Annotated in this window: 14 protein-coding genes; 10 read left to right on the top strand and 4 right to left on the bottom strand. The window is 73.9% G+C overall.

What is annotated here, in order from left to right; all coding sequences use genetic code 11:
• Positions 1-19: 19 nt before the first annotated feature.
• From IF30_RS0108330 to IF30_RS0108310, 5 genes are all read left to right on the top strand, one after another.
• On the top strand, positions 20-811 hold the full coding sequence (locus tag IF30_RS0108330) for a (2Fe-2S)-binding protein (RefSeq protein WP_030234178.1): 792 nt from the start codon (positions 20-22) through the stop codon (positions 809-811).
• Positions 812-910: 99 nt separating this feature from the next.
• Entirely contained in the window at positions 911-1,312 is a 402-nt protein-coding gene (locus IF30_RS0108325) for a VOC family protein (RefSeq protein WP_030234175.1), read from the top strand.
• Between the two features lie 250 nt (positions 1,313-1,562).
• Positions 1,563-2,531 (top strand): alpha/beta fold hydrolase, encoded by a 969-nt coding sequence (locus tag IF30_RS43320; protein WP_051709499.1) that lies wholly within the window; start codon positions 1,563-1,565, stop codon positions 2,529-2,531.
• A 121-nt stretch (positions 2,532-2,652) separates the two neighbouring features.
• A complete protein-coding gene (locus IF30_RS43315) occupies positions 2,653-4,776 on the top strand; it encodes a serine/threonine-protein kinase (protein WP_078891224.1) in 2,124 nt (707 codons plus the stop codon).
• A gap of 608 nt (positions 4,777-5,384) precedes the next feature.
• Positions 5,385-7,022: a M4 family metallopeptidase gene (locus IF30_RS0108310; protein ID WP_030234168.1), complete on the top strand. Its 1,638-nt coding sequence runs from the start codon at positions 5,385-5,387 to the stop codon at positions 7,020-7,022.
• Between the two features lie 128 nt (positions 7,023-7,150).
• Here the strand turns inward: IF30_RS0108310 and IF30_RS0108305 are convergent, their stop codons facing one another.
• A complete protein-coding gene (locus IF30_RS0108305) occupies positions 7,151-7,522 on the bottom strand; it encodes a winged helix-turn-helix transcriptional regulator (protein WP_030234165.1) in 372 nt (123 codons plus the stop codon).
• Between the two features lie 259 nt (positions 7,523-7,781).
• On the opposite strand from IF30_RS0108305, the gene IF30_RS0108300 reads away from it, so the two are divergent.
• Positions 7,782-8,492 (top strand): NADPH-dependent F420 reductase, encoded by a 711-nt coding sequence (locus tag IF30_RS0108300; RefSeq protein WP_030234163.1) that lies wholly within the window; start codon positions 7,782-7,784, stop codon positions 8,490-8,492.
• Between the two features lie 42 nt (positions 8,493-8,534).
• On the opposite strand, the gene IF30_RS0108295 is transcribed toward IF30_RS0108300, so the two are convergent.
• Positions 8,535-9,551: an ABC transporter substrate-binding protein gene (locus IF30_RS0108295; protein ID WP_051709489.1), complete on the bottom strand. Its 1,017-nt coding sequence runs from the start codon at positions 9,549-9,551 to the stop codon at positions 8,535-8,537.
• 142 nt (positions 9,552-9,693) lie between these two features.
• Positions 9,694-10,470, bottom strand: coding sequence for a MerR family transcriptional regulator (locus IF30_RS0108290; protein WP_234322627.1), 777 nt, complete (start codon positions 10,468-10,470; stop codon positions 9,694-9,696).
• Between the two features lie 235 nt (positions 10,471-10,705).
• On the opposite strand from IF30_RS0108290, the gene IF30_RS0108285 reads away from it, so the two are divergent.
• The 3 genes from IF30_RS0108285 to IF30_RS0108275 are packed head-to-tail and all read left to right on the top strand — an operon-like array spanning position 10,706 to position 14,315.
• Entirely contained in the window at positions 10,706-12,307 is a 1,602-nt protein-coding gene (locus IF30_RS0108285) for a flavin-containing monooxygenase (RefSeq protein ID WP_078891222.1), read from the top strand.
• The gene (locus tag IF30_RS0108280; protein ID WP_030234148.1) at positions 12,304-13,413 is read left to right on the top strand and encodes an alpha/beta fold hydrolase; all 1,110 of its coding nucleotides are present in this window, start codon (positions 12,304-12,306) and stop codon (positions 13,411-13,413) included. Before IF30_RS0108285 ends, IF30_RS0108280 begins: the two co-directional genes overlap by 4 nt.
• Positions 13,410-14,315, top strand: a complete 906-nt coding sequence (locus IF30_RS0108275) for an SDR family oxidoreductase (protein ID WP_030234145.1) — start codon at positions 13,410-13,412, stop codon at positions 14,313-14,315. Before IF30_RS0108280 ends, IF30_RS0108275 begins: the two co-directional genes overlap by 4 nt.
• 139 nt (positions 14,316-14,454) lie before the next feature.
• Here the strand turns inward: IF30_RS0108275 and IF30_RS0108270 are convergent, their stop codons facing one another.
• On the bottom strand, positions 14,455-15,852 hold the full coding sequence (locus IF30_RS0108270) for a PLP-dependent aminotransferase family protein (protein ID WP_030234142.1): 1,398 nt from the start codon (positions 15,850-15,852) through the stop codon (positions 14,455-14,457).
• Between the two features lie 99 nt (positions 15,853-15,951).
• Between IF30_RS0108270 and IF30_RS0108265 the strand changes: the two genes are divergently transcribed.
• The gene (locus IF30_RS0108265; protein ID WP_030234138.1) at positions 15,952-16,614 is read left to right on the top strand and encodes a LysE family translocator; all 663 of its coding nucleotides are present in this window, start codon (positions 15,952-15,954) and stop codon (positions 16,612-16,614) included.

Below are 16,614 nucleotides of genomic sequence, written 5' to 3'. Positions count from 1 at the left end.
CGCCCCGCCCGTCGCACCCGTGGGCGTGCTGCCCGTCGTGGCCTCGTCGGCGCTGACCGGCGACTACCGGCGGCTGCTGGAGCTGTGCCCCGTGTTGGAGCTGCGTCTGCTCGACGGCGGCGAGGCCGCCCCGTCCGCCGCCGACGGCTGGTACTCCGGAGCCGAAATCGCCGCCGACGAACGGGCACTGGCGGCCGTCCTGGCCGGCGAGGAAGCCCGCATCGCCGCCGAGCACGGCCGCTCCCCCCGGCCCCACGTCACCGCCTCCCGGCTGCTCCACCACTACGTCTGGTCGGCCTGCCTGATCGTCGCGGGCCCCTGGCACCTCGCCCGACGGGTCCCCGTCGTCGACCCCGGTGACCTCTGGCTGCACGCTCCCACCGGCGCGCTCGCGCTGCGACCGCGCGAACACGTCGCCCTCCCCGGCGACGACGAACTCCGCGCCGAACTGCGCGCCGCCGTGGTCGCGCACGTCGGCCCGGTGCTCACCGCGTTCGCCCGCCCCACCCGGCGCCACGACCGCGCGCTCTGGGGCATGGTGACGGACGACCTCGCCTCCGCCCTCTGGTACCTCGGCCGGATGCTCGGCGAGGAGGACGCCGCCGTCGCCGCCGCCGGGGCCGTCCTTCCCGGCGGCACCCAGCCGCTCCCGGGCGCCGCCGACTTCCGCCGCCTGCACACCCCCGACGGGCGCGGCCACCACACCCGCACCCGGCTCGGCTGCTGCCTCTACTACGCGGTCGAGCCGGCGGCCGCCGCCTGCCTGACCTGCCCGCGCACCTCCGACGACGAGCGGCTGCGCCGACTCTGACGGCCCGTCCGCCGCCGGGTCGGGCAGCCCGTCCACCGCCGGGTCGCGCGGCACGGTGGCTGCCGTCGGCTGTCAGAGGCATCGACTATGGTCGCCGACATGATCGATGCCACCATGCGGATCCGGATCGCCCGTCCCTCTCGCGACCTCGCGGCAGCCGAGCGCTTCTACGTCGGCGGCCTCGGCCTCGACGTGCTGTGGCGCACCACCGAGCGGGTCTCCGGCGAGCACGACCTGCTGATGGTCGGACCGCCCGACGGCCCCTGGCACTTCGAACTCACCCACGACCCGGAGCGGCCGCTGGAGCCCACCCCGACGGTGGACGACCTGTTCGTCGTCTACCTCGGCGCGCCGGTGGACGAGGCCCTGACCGCGCGGCTGGAGGCAGCCGGCGGCACCCGGGTCAAGGCGCACAACCCGTACTGGGACGAGTTCGGCGTGACGGTGGCCGACCCGGACGGCTACCGGCTGGTGCTCTGCTCCCGCACCTGGGGCGACTGACCGGGTGCCCGCCGCCCCGGGGGCGACCGGGCAGCCGTACCCCGGGGCCGGTCCGGTACGCCCGGTCGGCTCCCGTGGGTGCGGTCCGAGCCGGATCTGTTGGCCCCTGGTTCATCCACCGGACGAGCGGAGTTCGGACGCCGGAGCGGCTGGGAGGACACCGTCGGGTCTCCGACGGGACGAGGAGTCGGGCGGCAGCACAGGTGGCATCGGGGGGCCGGGCCACGCCGCGGAACCAGGGGGGTTGGACATGCACACCATGCACACCATGCGGGGCAGGCGGAGGACCCAGGCCGGGGTGGACCTCCGGGGCCTCCGGGGCGTCCAGGAGGCCATTGCGGGGGCCTTCGCCGAGAGCACGCCGGGCGGGGTCCGGCCGGGTGAACTCGACCTCGGCGGACGGGCGTTGCGCTGGGTCGAGGCCGGCCAGGACGGCGAGGCGCCGGTGGTCCTGATCGCCGGCTGCGGCACCTCGTCGCTCACCTGGGCGCCCGTCCTGGCCGAACTCGCCCGGCACGGCAGGGTCGTGGCCTACGACCGGGCCGGGCTCGGTGCCAGCGAGCCCCAGCGGGCGGCGGGCGGCGAGGCGGGCCACCTGGGCGGTCCCGGCCTGGACCGACAGGTCGACGACCTGGCCGCCCTCGTGCGGCACCTGGACGCCGGCCCGGCCGTCCTGGTCGGGCACAGCTGGGGCGGCCAGCTGGCCCAACTCCTGGCCTGGCGGCGGCCGGAGCTGGTGGCCGGGCTGGTACTGGTCGACCCGGCGCACGAGGAGTTCCAGCCGTCGGCCATCCGCGCCGCCGAAGCCGCGCTCAACCGGCTGTGGCTGCTCCGGGCGGCGCTGGCGACCGTGGCACCCGAGCCGGCCGACCCATCCGCCCGCGCCGAGGCGGCGGTGGCCTCGTACCCGCACCAGCGGCGGACGGTCCTCGCCGAGAACCGGCTGACGAGCGTCGCCGCCCCGGAGATCCGGCGGCGGCGCTCCGCCGCGCGGCTGCCCGACGTGCCGGTGGCGGTGCTGAGCGCGACCGAGGGCCTGCCCGAGGCGATGCGTTCCCGCTGGACCGCCCTGCAGTCGCAGATCGCGTCCGCGGCGACCAGGGGCACGCACATCGTCGTGCGCGGGGCCGGCCACGCCGTCCACACCGACCGGCCGCAGGCCGTCACCGCGGCCGTCCTGGAGGTGTCCGACCACGCCCGATACTTCCGGAACGTCTGAGGAGCCCGGCGATCGCTCCCAATTCCGTTCCCCGTAGCGTCTGCTGAGGCCACGGCACCCTCTGGCACACTGTGTGCCGACGACCCGTCGGGGCGGGTCATGACAGACGGGGGACTGGGGCATGAGCGGGGCGGGAACCGTGCTCGGCGGGCGGTACAGGCTGGTCGAGAAGATCGGCGGCGGCGCGATGGGATCGGTCTGGCGGGCCGACGACACCGTGCTCGCCCGGCAGGTCGCGGTCAAGATCCTGCGCTCGGAGCTGTTCGAGGACGACACCGCCACCCAGCGCTTCCGCCGGGAGGCCCAACTGGTCGCCGCGGTCGACCACCCCGGCGTCGTCGACGTCCACGACTACGGCGAGAGCGGCGCGGACGGCGACGAACGCTGCGCCTACATCGTCATGGAGCTGATCGACGGCCTCCCGCTGGACCGGGTGCTCGCGGACACCGGCCCGATGACCGTCGAACGCACCCTCGACCTGGTCGCCGGCGCCCTGGACGCGCTGCACGCCGCGCACCGGCGGGACATCGTGCACCGGGACATCAAGCCGTCCAACCTGATGGTGCGCACCGACGGCCGGGTGGCCATCACCGACTTCGGGATCGCCCGGGCGATCGCCAGCACCAAGCTCACCGCGCCGTTCGCGATCATCGGTACCGCGCTCTACATGTCCCCGGAGCAGGCCGAGGGCGCGAGCCTCGGGCCGGCCACCGACCTCTACTCGATCGGCGTGGTCTGCTACGAACTGCTGGTCGGGGAGCCGCCGTACTCCGGCGAGGGGCCGCTGCAGATCGCGCTGAAGCACGTCAACCAGCCGGTGCCGGAGCTCCCGGAGACCTTCCCGGCGGCGGTCCGGGCGCTGGTTTCCAGGGCGCTTGCCAAGAAGCCCGAGGAGCGGTTCGCGGACGCGGCCGAGATGGCGGCGGCGGCCCGTGCGGCGATCGGGATCGCCGCGGGCGCCGAGCCCGCCGGGGGCGTCGGGGGTGTCGGGGGTGACGGGGATTCCGCTGGGGATGTCCGGGGCGAGCCCGGTGCGGAGGGCGGCGCGGACGCGGGTGCGGGTGGTGAGAAGCCCGTCGCGGCCGACAGCCGGACGATCGTCCTTCGTCCCGGCGCGGTGCCGGGCGGGGAAGGAAAGGGCAGCGAAGGCGAGTCCGAGGAGGGCGCCGGCGAGCCGGCCAAGGCCGGGGGTGCCAAGGCCGGGGCGGTGGACGTGCCCGCCCCCGGGGACACCCCGCCGTCGGTCGAGGTCGTGAAGGTGCAACCGCAGGCGCAGACCGAGCCGGGCAAGCCGAGGTCGCGTCGCACCCTGCTGGTGCCCGTGATCATCCCCGTCATCATCTCGATGGGCACGGCCACCGTCCTGCTGGTCGACCGCGGTCCGGGCGGCTCCGACGCGGCCGCGCCGCCCGCTGCCCAGCCGACCGTCGTGGTCACCGTCCCCGTGAACCCCGACACCGGCTCCCCGGTGGCCGTGGCCACGACCGCGGCGGCCACCCCGCCGCCGACCGATACCCCCGCGGCGACCCCGGCTGCCAACCAGCCGCCGCCGGCGGGCACCCCGAACCAGCAGCAGGCGCCCGTCCCGGCGCCGGGCCAGGCGGGGAACGGCGGCGCCGCGGGCGGCAACCGGACCGGCGGCGCGGGTACGGGCTCCGGCGGCGCGGCGTCCGGTGGCGGAGCATCCGGTGGCGGATCCACCGGCAGCCAGGCGAACCAGCCGGGCGGCGCCGGCGGCAACCCGCCCAACCCGGCCAACCCGCCCGTGAACCAGAACCCGCAGCCGCCCGCCCAGACCAGCGGCGGAGGCGCCACCCAGGCCCCGCAGAGCCCGGGCCGACCCGCGTCCTGCGGAGGCAGCAGCTGGAGCACCATCGTCAGCGTGAAGGAGAACCGCGCGATCGGGATGCGCAACGACAACCTGAACGGCGACAACCCGATCGTGCTCGGCGGCGCCTCGCAGTACGGCTGGGTGCGCTCGACCAACCCCGGTTCGTGGATCCTCTTCAACGCCTGCAACAACGGCGGCCCGCAGCTCGTCCAGACCACGGACGGGAAGGTCGTGCTGAGCAACGGGTTCAGCTTCCTCACCAACTGGACCGTCCGCAACGGCAGTACGGCGGGCTCGGTCACCCTGGCCGACTACATGAACCAGTTGTGCATGACCAACAACGGCCCGGGCAACGCGGTCACCATGGTCAGCTGCACGCCGGGCAACCTCGACCAGGAATGGCGGTTCCAGTAGCGGCGCGGAGCCGCGCTCACCGGGCCGGCAAAGCCGCCCGGGCTGACCGGGCCCGCCGGGCCGACGAGGCCGACCGGGCCGACCGAGGTGATCGGCCTGCGAGCACGGCACCGGCCGCAGCGGCGCGGCTAGCAGTCGCCGCGCCCGTGGGCAAGGGGGTCGGGTGGCGGAACCTCGCCACCAGGGTGTCAAGGGACCGTGTGGAAACTTCTACACAGATGTAAAAGTCGGTCGGTGACCGGTCGGCCGGGCTCGTCGACAGGGTCTTCGGCGTGCGAACGGCACCGGTGCGCGGGACCGGAGGCGGTTCGGGTGGAAACTGTTTTCGAAATCGGGGGAAGTGCCCTGGTTCGGCAGTTATTTGACGGTCCTTTACCTGCTGGCGGGACCTGGCCAATCGCTGATGCAGACCTGTCATTTCACCTGCTGGATTGTCATGCTTCTGGCTAGCCCCCCGCGGTAGCCCCCACCCCCACCCCTTGGTGGCGAGCCGCTCGACTGCACGGGGTCTCAGCACGTCAGCGCCCGTTCCGCCCCACAGGTGCCGACCCGGCCCCCGGGACGCGGCGCGACCGCGCCCACACGCGGTTTCCCGGAAGGACTCGTACGTGAAGCGAAAGCTCGCGGCTGTCGCCGTACTCTCGGCCACGGCCCTGCTGACCGGTGTGATCCAGGTGAGCACCGCCGCCCAGGCCGCCCCCGCCTCCTCGCCGCAGGCCCAGGACGCCCAGCAGCACGCGGCCGTGCTCGCGCTGGCCGGCGGCCAGGCCGGCCCGCTCGCCAAGACCCTCGGCCTCGGCGGCCAGGAGCAACTGGTCGCCAAGGACGCCGTGGTGGACAAGGACGGCACCCGTCACCTGCGCTTCGAGCGCACCTACGCCGGCCTGCCGGTGATCGGCGGCGACCTGGTCGTCCACCAGAAGGCCGACGGCGCGGTGAAGTCCGTCTCCCGGGCCGTCTCCGCGCGGATCGACCTGCCGAGCGTCACCCCGAAGGTCCCGGCCGACCAGGCCGCCGCGCAGGCCGCCGGAGAGGTCAAGGCCACCGTGGGCGTGACCGTCGACGCCGACGAGTCGCCCCTGGCCGACGTCCACCAGACCGGCACCGCCCAACTGGTGGTCTGGGCCACCGACGGCAACCCGCGCCTGGCCTACCGCACCACCGTCGAGGGCGTGCGCGCCGACGGCACGCCGAGCAGCCAGGTCCTGGTCACCGACGCCGCAACCGGCCAGGTGCTCTCCACCCACGAGAAGGTGCAGACCGCCGCCGGCACGGGCAACGGCGTCTTCGTCGGCCAGGTCCCGCTGACCACCACGCAGAGCGGCTCGAAGTACCAGCTCAAGGACGCCGGCCGCGGTGGCCAGTCCACCACGGACATGAACCACGGCACCTCGGGCAGCGGCTCCCTGTTCGCCAACACCACGAACAACTTCGGCGACGGGACGGCGGCCAACCGCGAATCCGCCGCCGTGGACGCCCAGTTCGGCGCCGCGACCACCTGGGACTTCTACAAGAACACCTTCAGCCGCAACGGCATCCGCAACGACGGCGTCGGCGCCCTCAGCCGGGTCCACTACGGCTCCAACTACGTCAACGCCTTCTGGAGCGACGACTGCTTCTGCATGTCGTACGGCGACGGCAACGGCGACGCCGCCCCGCTCACCGAGATCGACGTGGCCGGCCACGAGATGACCCACGGGGTCACCGCCGCGACCGCCAACCTGAACTACGCGGGCGAGTCCGGCGGCCTCAACGAGGCCACCTCGGACATCATGGGCACGATGGTCGAGTGGTACGCCAACCTGCCCTCCAACCCGCCGAACTACTGGATCGGCGAGCTGGTCAACCTGCGCGGCGACGGCAGCCCGCTGCGCTACATGGACCAGCCGAGCAAGGACGGCCAGTCCGCCGACTACTGGGACGCGAACGTCGGCAACCTGGACGTCCACTACTCGTCCGGTGTGGCGAACCACTTCTTCTACCTGCTGTCCGAGGGCAGCGGCGCGAAGAGCATCAACGGGTTCGACTACAACAGCCCGACGAGCGACAACTCGACGCTCGCGGGCATCGGTCGGGACACGGCCGCGCAGATCTGGTACCGCGCGCTGACGACCTACTTCACCTCCACCACCGACTACGCGGGCGCCCGTGCGGCCACCCTCAGCGCGGCGGCGGACCTGTACGGCTCGGGCGGCACGGAGTACAACGCGGTCGCCGCCGCCTGGACGGCTGTCAACGTCAACTGAGTCGGTCGATCGGACCCCGCCGGACCGTGGGTGCCGGCCGGCGGGGGTGATGGGGCGGGGGCGACGGGGTGCGGACCACCGTCGCCTCCGCCCCCTCTTGTTTCTGACCGCGAGTTTCTGATCGGACGTCAGTTGCCTTTCCGGTGACGGTCTTGGGCGGCGAGAACGGCATCGCCGTGGACGGCCGACCAGGCGCCGAGGGCCCGGATCGGACCGAGCAGGGCCGTGCCCGCTTCGGTGAGGAGGTAGTCGACCCGAGGCGGCGCCTCGGCGTAACGGCGGTGCTCCACCAGGCCGTTGTACTCCAGCCGCCGCAGCGCCTCGTTGAGCACCTTGGGACTGATCCCGCCGATCCGGTCGAGCAGTGCCCGGGGGCGCATCGGCCCCCGCTCGCCGAGGGCGTAGACGACCACGCTGTCCCAGCGGTTGGCGATCACCTCGAAGGCCAGCCGGGCGCGGCAGTCGGCGGCGAAGGCGTCCCCGGCCGCATCCCCGACCAAGTCCCCGACCAAGTCCCCGTCCACGTGGTCGACTTGCTCGTCGGTCTCCCTGTCGGCCCTGTCGGCCCTGTCGGCCCTGTCGGCCCTGTCGGCCCTGCCGGTCCGGCCCGTGGTGTCCATGAGGCCATCCTGCCCGAGCCGATGCGTACCGGGCGGTGTGCATCGACCCGCCTAGCGTTCCCGGCACGGCGGTTCGCCTGAGCGGCTGCCGGTGTCGGGCACCGGCTGCGGCCGGGCAGATCGATGGCGAGGAGTGGACATGCGGATCGGCATTCTCGGGACGGGCGCCATGGCGTCGGCTCTCGGCGGGGCCTGGGTGCGGGCCGGGCACGAGGTCCTGGTGGGCGGGCGCGACCCGGGGGCGGCGAGGCAGTTGGCCGCCGCGATCGGTGCATCGGAGGGCGGTGGTGAGCCGGCCGAGGCGGCGAGGTTCGGAGAGGCCGTGCTGGTCGCGGTGCCGGCCGACGCGGCGGTGCCCGTAATTGCGCCGCTGGCGGCCGAACTGGCCGGACGCACTCTCCTGGACTGCACCGTGCCGATGGTGCCGGGAGAGCGCGGACCGTGCCTGACGACGGTGGTCACCGCCGACTCCGTCGCCGCGCGGCTCGCCGCCACCGCTCCGGCGGCGCGGGTGGCCAAGGTGTTCGGGATCTGCCACGAGAGCATCTGGACGCTTCCTCGGCCCGCCTTCGAGGGCGTGCCGCTCGGGGTGCCGTACTGTGCGGACGACCCCGCCGCCGCAGCTCTGGTCGCCGAGTTGGTGGCGTCCATGGGCTGCCTGCCGGTGCCCTGTGGCGGTCTCGACCGGGCCGGACTGCTGGAGGCGGCGGCCGTCTTCGCGATCGGCGTCTGGTGGTCCGGCGGAGAGGCGCGCGGGGTCTTCCCCTCCCCGGCCCTGGCGCCGGGCGCGGCGGACGACTCCGACGCGCCGGGCGCGACGGGCGACTCCGCCGAGGCCCAGCGCGCCTGACCGGGCGCCGGAACGGCGGTGGGCTTGCCGCGGCCTGCCGGCCTACCCGGTGGGGGCCGCGGGGGAGGCGCCTGAACCCGCCTTGGTGAGGCCCGCGCGGATGTCGTCCAGGATCAGTCCGGCACCGGTGTATCCGATGCCGAGCATCCACAGGTCGTCGCGGACCTCGAACACGCGGCCGTTCCGGACGGCGTCCAGGTTCTTCCAGAGCGCCCCCTCGGTGATCCGGCCGACGGCGGACTTGGCCGCGTCCCCGTACACCGAGTAGAAGATGACGTCGGCGTCCGCCTGGTCCACCTGCTCCGGGCTGATCTCGATCGAGAAGCCGGGCTTCCCCTGGTTGGCGGGCCGCCCGAGCCCGAGGTCCTTGAACAGCGAGCCGACGAACGTGTCGTCGAGGTAGAGCCTGGTCGGTGCGCCCGCCAGGAAGCGGGCCATCTCGACCCGGGTGGCCGCGGCCGCGGCCGGTCCGCCGAGCGCGGTGACCAGGTCCCGCAGCTTCGCCCGGTACGTCGCGTCCGCCGCCTGTGCCTCGGTCTGGCGACCAAGGGCCTCGGCGTGCAGCCGGACGTTCTCCTTCCAGGTCGGCCCGGTGGTCTTGGAGAACACGGTCGGCGCGATCTTGGACAGCTCGTCGTACCGGCGGTCGTCGCGGACCTGGTTGCTCAGGATGAGGTCCGGCCGCAGCGCCGCGATCGCCTCCAGGCTGGGTTGGCCGATGACACCGACGGCCTTCGTCCCGGCCAGTCGCGCCGCGGGCAGGTAGCTCGGGAACGGCGCGCCTGCGCTGACGGTCGTGGCGCCGACCGGGGCGAGGCCGAGGGTGACCACCGAGTCCAGCGCGTCGGTGTCCAGCGCCACCACCCGGGCCGCTCTCGCCGGTACGGTGCTCTCGCCGCGCGCGTGCCGGACCGTCCGGGAGCCGGTGCCGCTGCCGTCTCCGCCCGGTGAACCGGCCTTCGGCGCAGGGGAGCCGGGCCCGCAGGCGGCGAGTGCGAGGCCCGGGGCGAGCCCGGCGGCGAGGCCGAGGACGGCGCGGCGACTGACGGGTCTGGGCATTCGGCGGCACCTCCGGCGTACGGGCAAGGGCGCGGGGATCCCTGCCCGCGCAGCCGCCCGCCTACGCCTCGCCCGTGTAGCCGCTCGGCTACGCGTTGCACCCGCAGCGGCCGGTCTGCGCCTCGCGCCCCCAGCCGCCCGCCTACGCCTCGGAGCCGTTCTCCCGCCGCTGGCGCAGGAGTTCGTCGTACTCGGCGTGTACCCGGCGGTCCATCGCGAGGGTGAACTGGGCGTCGGCGACGGTCCGGGCCAGGGGCCGCACCCGCTGGATGCGTTCGGTGAGCCGGGCCGCTTCGCCGGGCGGCAGCGGCGCGTCGGCGGCGAGTGCGCTGAGCAGGTGCTCGCTGACCACCTCGATGAAGATCTCGGCGATGGCGTCCACGTGCTCCCGGGTGCGCCGGCTGGCGTCCAGTACGGCCGAGAGCGGCACGCCCTCCGCCACCAGCTCGGTGGTGGCCTCCATCAGCCGGCGGCTGACGTGGGTGATCCCGTGCTCCTCGACGGTGATGTAGCCCTGGGCGATCGACTCGGCGGTGTTCTCCTCGGTGAGTTGGTCCCCGAAGGCGGCCTTCAGCTCGTCCCAGTCCAGGCGCACCGGGGCCTCGTCCGACCAGGGCGCGACGATCGCCGCTTCCAGTCCGATGAGGTCGGCGACGTCCCGCCCGCTCTCGCCGGCGCCGATCAGCTCGGCGATGCCGCCGAGGGTGTGGCCGCGTTCCAGCAGTTCGGCGATCATCCGCAGGCGGGCCAGGTGTTCGTCGCCGTACCAGGCGATCCGGCCCTCCTTGCGGGGCGGCTGGAGCAGTTTGCGCTCGCGGTAGAAGCGCAGGGTGCGGGTGGTGATGCCGGCCGCTTCGGCCAGTTCCTCCACCCGGTACTCGCGTTTTCTGTCGCCCGCAGCAGCTCTGACCTTGTCCACGGCGATCAGCATAGGTCCCCGGGCGCGGTGCGTACCCGGGGTCGGTGCGCCCTGGGGCTGGTGCCTCCTCGGGCTCGGCGCGTCCCCGGACCGGAGCCGTCGTGCTTCTTCCATCCGGTGTCGGCAAGGGCTACCCTGCCAATCGCGCCAGTGATTACTGGCGCGATTGGCAGGGTCCGGGGCGAGGCCCCCGGAGAGCGCGACGAGTACCGTCCCACCCTCAGGAGGAGGCCGCATGGCATCCAGCAGCAAGCGCCCCCGCTCCGGCGCGTCCGACACGCCCGCAGTGCCGGACGAGAAGCCGGCCGCGACCGGCGTCCGCGAGGCGGGAGAGGCCGTACCACACGTCAGGGTCGCGGTGATCGGCTCCGGCTTCGGCGGCCTCGGCGCCGCCGTCCGGCTGCGCCGAGCCGGGATCGCCGACTTCGTGGTCCTGGAGCGCGCGGACTCCGTCGGCGGCACCTGGCGCGACAACAGCTACCCCGGCTGCGCCTGCGACGTGCCCTCGCACCTCTACTCCTTCTCCTTCGCACCCAACGCCGACTGGCCGCGCAGCTTCTCCGGCCAGCCGGACATCCGGGCCTACCTGGAGAAGGTCGCCACCGTCTTCGGCCTCCGCCCCCACCTGCGCTTCGGCACCGAGGTGCTGGAGGCCCGTTGGGAGAACGAGGAGACCCGCTGGCGGATCACCACCTCGGCCGGCCAGTGGACCGCCGACGCCGTCGTCTCCGCCGCCGGACCGCTCGCCGACCCGCAGATCCCCGACCTGCCGGGGCTGAGCGGCTTCCCCGGCAAGGTGTTCCACTCCTCCCGCTGGGACCACGAGTTCGACCTGGCCGGCAAACACGTCGCGATAATCGGCACCGGAGCCTCCGCCGCGCAGATCATCCCCTCGATCCAGCCCCGGGTCGCCAAGCTGACCGTCTTCCAGCGCACCCCGGCGTGGGTCCTGCCGCGCCGGGACCGCGAGATCACCCAGCTGGAGAAGTGGCTGCACGGCCGCCTGCCGCTCACCGCGAAGGTCCGCCGCGGCACGCTGTTCGCCCTCCGCGAGCTCCAGGTGGACGCCTTCGTCCGACGCCCCGGACTGCTGCGCCTGGTCCAGCAACTCGCCGAACGCCACATCGCCCAGGGCATCCCGGACCCGTCGCTGCGCGCCAAGCTCACCCCGGACTACCGGATCGGCTGCAAGCGCATCCTGCTCAGCAACACCTACTACCCGGCGCTCGCCGCCGCCAACACCGAGGTCGTCGCCTCCGGCCTGCGCGAAGTGCGCGGCTCGACACTGGTCGCGGCCGACGGCACCGAGCACCAGGCGGACGCCATCGTCTTCGGCACCGGCTTCCACGTCACCGACATGCCCATCGGTGCCCGGGTGTTCGGCGTCAACGGCACCAGCCTGGCCGAGGAGTGGAAGGACGGCATGGAGGCGCTGCGCGGTTCGACCGTGCGGGGCTTCCCCAACCTCTTCTTCGTCATCGGCCCCAACACCGGCCTCGGCAACAGCTCGATGATCCTGATGATCGAGTCCCAACTGAACTACATGATCGACGCGTTGACCACGCTCGGCTCGATCGGCGCCGCCGCGATGCAGCCGACCGCGCGAGCCCAGCGGCAGTGGAACCTCGAACTACAGCACCGGATGGACCGCACCGTCTGGACCACCGGCGGCTGCCGCAGCTGGTACCTCGACCCGAACGGCAGGAACACCGTGCTCTGGCCCGGCTCCACCACCTCGTTCCGCCGCGCCACCCGCCGGGTGGACCTCGGCGAGTACGAGCTGATCATGCGCGCCGCCCCGGCCGCCGCCCGCACCGTCCAGGAGGTCTCCGCGTGAGCCCGATCCGCATTCCGGAGAACTACGAACCACCGACGCCGGCCGAGGAGTTGACCGTCCGCTCGGCGGACGGCAGCCGACTGCACGTCGAGGTGCACGGCCGGCCCGGCGCGCCCACCGTGGTACTGGCGCACGGCTGGACCTGCTCCACCGCATTCTGGGCCCCGGTGATCCGCGAACTCTCCGACCGCTACCGGGTGGTGGCCTACGACCAGCGCGGCCACGGACACAGCGAGATCCCGCCGAGCCGGGTCCGCTACTCCACGCGGGCGCTCGCCGAGGACCTCTCCGCTGTGCTCGCCCGGACCGTACCGGCGGGGGAACGGGCCGTACTGGCCGGGCACAGCATGGGCGGGATGACGATCATGGCCGCCGGCGGCCGCCCGGAGGTCGCCGAGCGCACCGCCGCCGCCGTCCTGATCTCCACCGGGTCGAGCGAGTTGGTGGCCGAACTCACCGTCGTGCCCCCGGGCGTACGCCCCGCCGGGCTGCGCCGCTTCCTGCACCGGCAGCTGCTGCGCTCCCGGCTGCCGCTCGGCCCGGTCACGCCCCTCAGCCGGGCGGCGCTCAAGTACGCGACCCTCGGGCCGACTTCGCCCGCCGGGCAGGTGGAGGCGACGGCCCGGATCGTGCACGCCTGCCCGACCGCCGTCCGCGCCAACTGGGCTGCGGTGCTCGACCGGCTGGACGTCCGCGCCGGGCTCGCCCGGCTGGCCGCACCCACGGCCGTGGTGGTCGGCACCGACGACCGGCTGACCCCGCCGGTGCTCGCGCGCCGGATCGTTGCCGAACTCACCGACCCGCAGGGGATGTTGCTGTTGCCGGGGGTGGGGCACATGTCGCCGCTGGAGCGGCCGGCGGAGGTCGCCGCCGAAATCCACCGGATGGCGACCGAGTACCTGGTCGGCCCACATCCGGGTGGCGGGTCGGTCGGCGCTGTTCCCGCACCGGCCGCTGCCGCTGACCCGACCGCTGCCGGTGCTGCCGCTGCCGGTGCCGGTGCCGGTGCTTCCGCCGCCGGCTCTGCTGCCGGTGCCGGTGCCGGTGCCGCTGGCGGTGCCGATGCCGCTGCCGATCCGACCGACGAGAGGACCGCCGTCGCATGAACGCCATCCCGCCGTTGTCCGCGCAGGTGATCGTCGTCACCGGGGCCGCCCGAGGGGTCGGCGCGTCGCTGGCCCGCAAACTCGCCCGCCGCGGCGCCAAGGTCGCCCTGCTGGGCCTGGAGCCGGAGGAGCTGAAGACCGTTGCCACCCAGTGCGGTCCGGCCGCGACCAGTTGGGAGGTGGATGTCACCGACCTCGACGCGCTCAACGACACCGCCCGCCGGATCAAGGAGCACTACGGGCGGATCGACACCGTCGTCGCCAACGCCGGCATCGCCATCGGCGGACCGCTGACGGACAGCGACCACCGGGCGTTCAGCCGGGTCATCGAGGTCAACCTGCTCGGCAGCGTCGCCACCGCGCGGGCCTTCCTGCCGGCGCTCACCGAGAGCCGGGGCTACCTGCTGCAGATCGCCTCGCTCGCCGCGCTGACGCCCGCCCCGCTGATGAGCGCGTACTGCGCGAGCAAGTCCGGGGTGGAGGCCTTCGCCCACTCGCTCCGCGCCGAGGTCGCTCACCAGGGGGTCAAGGTCGGTGTCGGGTACCTGAGTTGGACCGACACCGACATGGTGCGCGGCGCCGACGAGGACGCCGTGCTGAAGCAGATGCGGACCCGGTTGCCGTGGCCGGCGAACAAGACGTATCCGCTGGAGCCCGCGGTGGACCGGATCGTCGCCGGGCTCGCCCGCCGGTCCGCCCACGTGTACGCCCAGGCCTGGCTGCGCGGCATGCAGCCGGTCCGCTGGCTGCTGCCGAGCCTCATCGCGGTGGTCGGCTCCCGTGACGTCGCCCGGATCGCTCCCCAACTCGCCGCCACCGCCGCGAGCCGGCTGCGCGCCGTCGGTGCCGGTGGCGCCGCGGACACGGCGACCCGGGAAAGCCGGAGCGGCTCGGACGGCTGAGAACCGGCGGCAGACAGGCGGCAGCGAAGGCCGAGAGCGCGGCCGACCGCCGACGGATGCCGGCAGACGGATGGCGGCAGACGGATGACAGCGAACGGATGACAGCTGACAGATGACAACTTTCGAAATCTGTCAGCTGTCATCTGTCTGCTGTCGGTCCGCCGCAATCCGCGATTCGGGCCAGCGTCTCCAACGCCCGAGCCAGCACCGGCAGCGGCGGAGAGGCGAGCCCGACCCGGACGGCGGGCGGCGAGAGCCGCGGGTCCACGGTGAACGCCGTCGCGGGGGTGACCGAGATTCCGGCGCGCGCCGCCGCCGCGACGAAGGTCTCGGCCCGCCAGCCACCCGGAAGCTCCCACCACAGGTAGTACGAGCACGGGTCGGCCTGCACTCGCCGCCCCGCCAGCACCTCCCGCGCCAGCAGCTGCCTGGCCGCCGCGTCGGCCCGTTTCGCCGCCTCGACCACAGAGGGCGCGCCCTCCGCGATCCAGCGCACCGCCGCCTCCAGCGCGAAGGCGCTCGGTGTCCACCCGCCCGAGCGCAGCGCGCCGGCCACCTGCTCGCGCAGCATGCCCGGGACGACCGCGAACCCGGTGGTCAGGCCGGGGGCGAGCCGCTTGGAGAGGCTGTCCACGAGTACGGTGCGCTCCGGCACCAGCGCGGCCAGCGGCGCGAGTTCGGGCCGGAGGAAGGACCAGACGGCGTCCTCGACCACCGGCAGGTCGAGCCGCCGGAACTCCTCGGCGAGCGCCGCCGCCCGCTCGGGCCGCAGGCTCACGCCGAGCGGGTTCTGCAGCCGTGGCTGCACGTACACGGCCCGGAGGGGCGCCGCCCGGTGGGCGGCCGTGACGGCCTCCGGCAGCAGCCCGTGCTCGTCCATCGCCAGTGGTACCAGGACGATGCCCAGCCGTTCGGCGGTCGCTTTGACCACCGGGTAGGTCAGCGCCTCCACTCCCAGCCGCTGCCCGGGCGGGACCAGGGCGGAGAGCGCCCCGGCGATGGCCTGCCGTCCGTTGCCCGCGAACAGGAGGTCTTCGGGGTCGACGCCCCAACAGCCGCCCGCTGACCCGGCGCCCGCCGACGCCGTACCCGCCGACGCCGTACCCGCTGTCCCCGTACCCGCAAGCGCGGCGAACGCCCGCCGGGCTGCGCCCGTCCCGGCCGCCCCGACCGGCCGCAGCGCGTCCCCGAGCGCATCCGCGCGCAGAAGGGGCGCGAGCGCGCCGGAGAGCAGTTCGGCCTGCCCGGGAACGGCCGGGTAGTTGAGCTCCAGGTCCACGCGGGCGGCGGCCGGTTCGGCGAGCGCGACCTGTCCGCCGTCCGCCGCGCGTCCGGCCCGGACGAAGGTGCCGCGCCCGACTTCGCCGACGGTCAGTCCGCGCCGGGTCAGCTCCCGGTAGACGCGGCCCGCCGTGGAGGGGGCGATGCGGTGGCTGCGTGCGAACGCGCGCTGGGTGGGCAGTTGTTGGCTGGGCCGCAGTCGTCCGTCCGCGATGTCGGCGGCGATCCGGTCGGCGAGCAGGCGGTAGTCGTCCATCGTGGGCGCGGCCCTCCGGGGTCGTCGGTCGCGAGGCACATTGCACCGAGCGCAAAGTCATCATTGCACCGAGGTGATCGCTCGCCCTAGCCTCCTCCCATGGACGCCTTGACATCCGCCGTGAGCGGCCACGCCGTGCTCGGGATCGCCGCCGTGGCGCTGGGCATGGTGCTGTCGCCCGGGCCCAACATGATCTACCTGGTCTCGCGTTCGATCGCGCAGGGCCGCCGCGCCGGACTGGTCTCGCTGACCGGGGTCGCGGCCGGCTTCCTGGTCTACCTGGTCGCGGTGACGGCGGGGGTGGCCGCAGTGTTCTCGGTGGTGCCCGCCCTCTACACCGCGATCAAGCTGGCCGGCGCCGGCTACCTGCTCTGGCTGGCGTGGAAGGCGGTCAAGCCGGGTGGCACGGCGGTGTTCGCCCCGCAGCAGCTGCCACCCGACCCGCCTCGCCGGCTGTTCGCGATGGGGTTCCTGACCTGCCTGCTCAACCCCAAGATCGCCATCATGTACATCTCGCTGCTGCCTCAGTTCGTGGCGCCGGAGCGCGGCCACGTCGCCCTGCAGAGCCTGCTCCTGGGCCTGACCCAGATCGCGATCGCGATCACCGTCAACGGCCTGATCGCGATGAGCGCGGGCAGCATCGCCGCCTTCCTCAACCACCGCCCGGCCTGGCTGCGGATCCAGCGCTACGTCATGGGTACGGTCCTCGCCGGCCTGGCCGTGCACATCGCGGCGGACCGGGCCAAGGCGGTCGCGGCCTAG

Source organism: Streptomyces sp. NRRL S-350, from assembly GCF_000719705.1.
Taxonomy (GTDB): domain Bacteria; phylum Actinomycetota; class Actinomycetes; order Streptomycetales; family Streptomycetaceae; genus Kitasatospora.
This window is presented reverse-complemented; position numbering and strand designations above follow the sequence as displayed.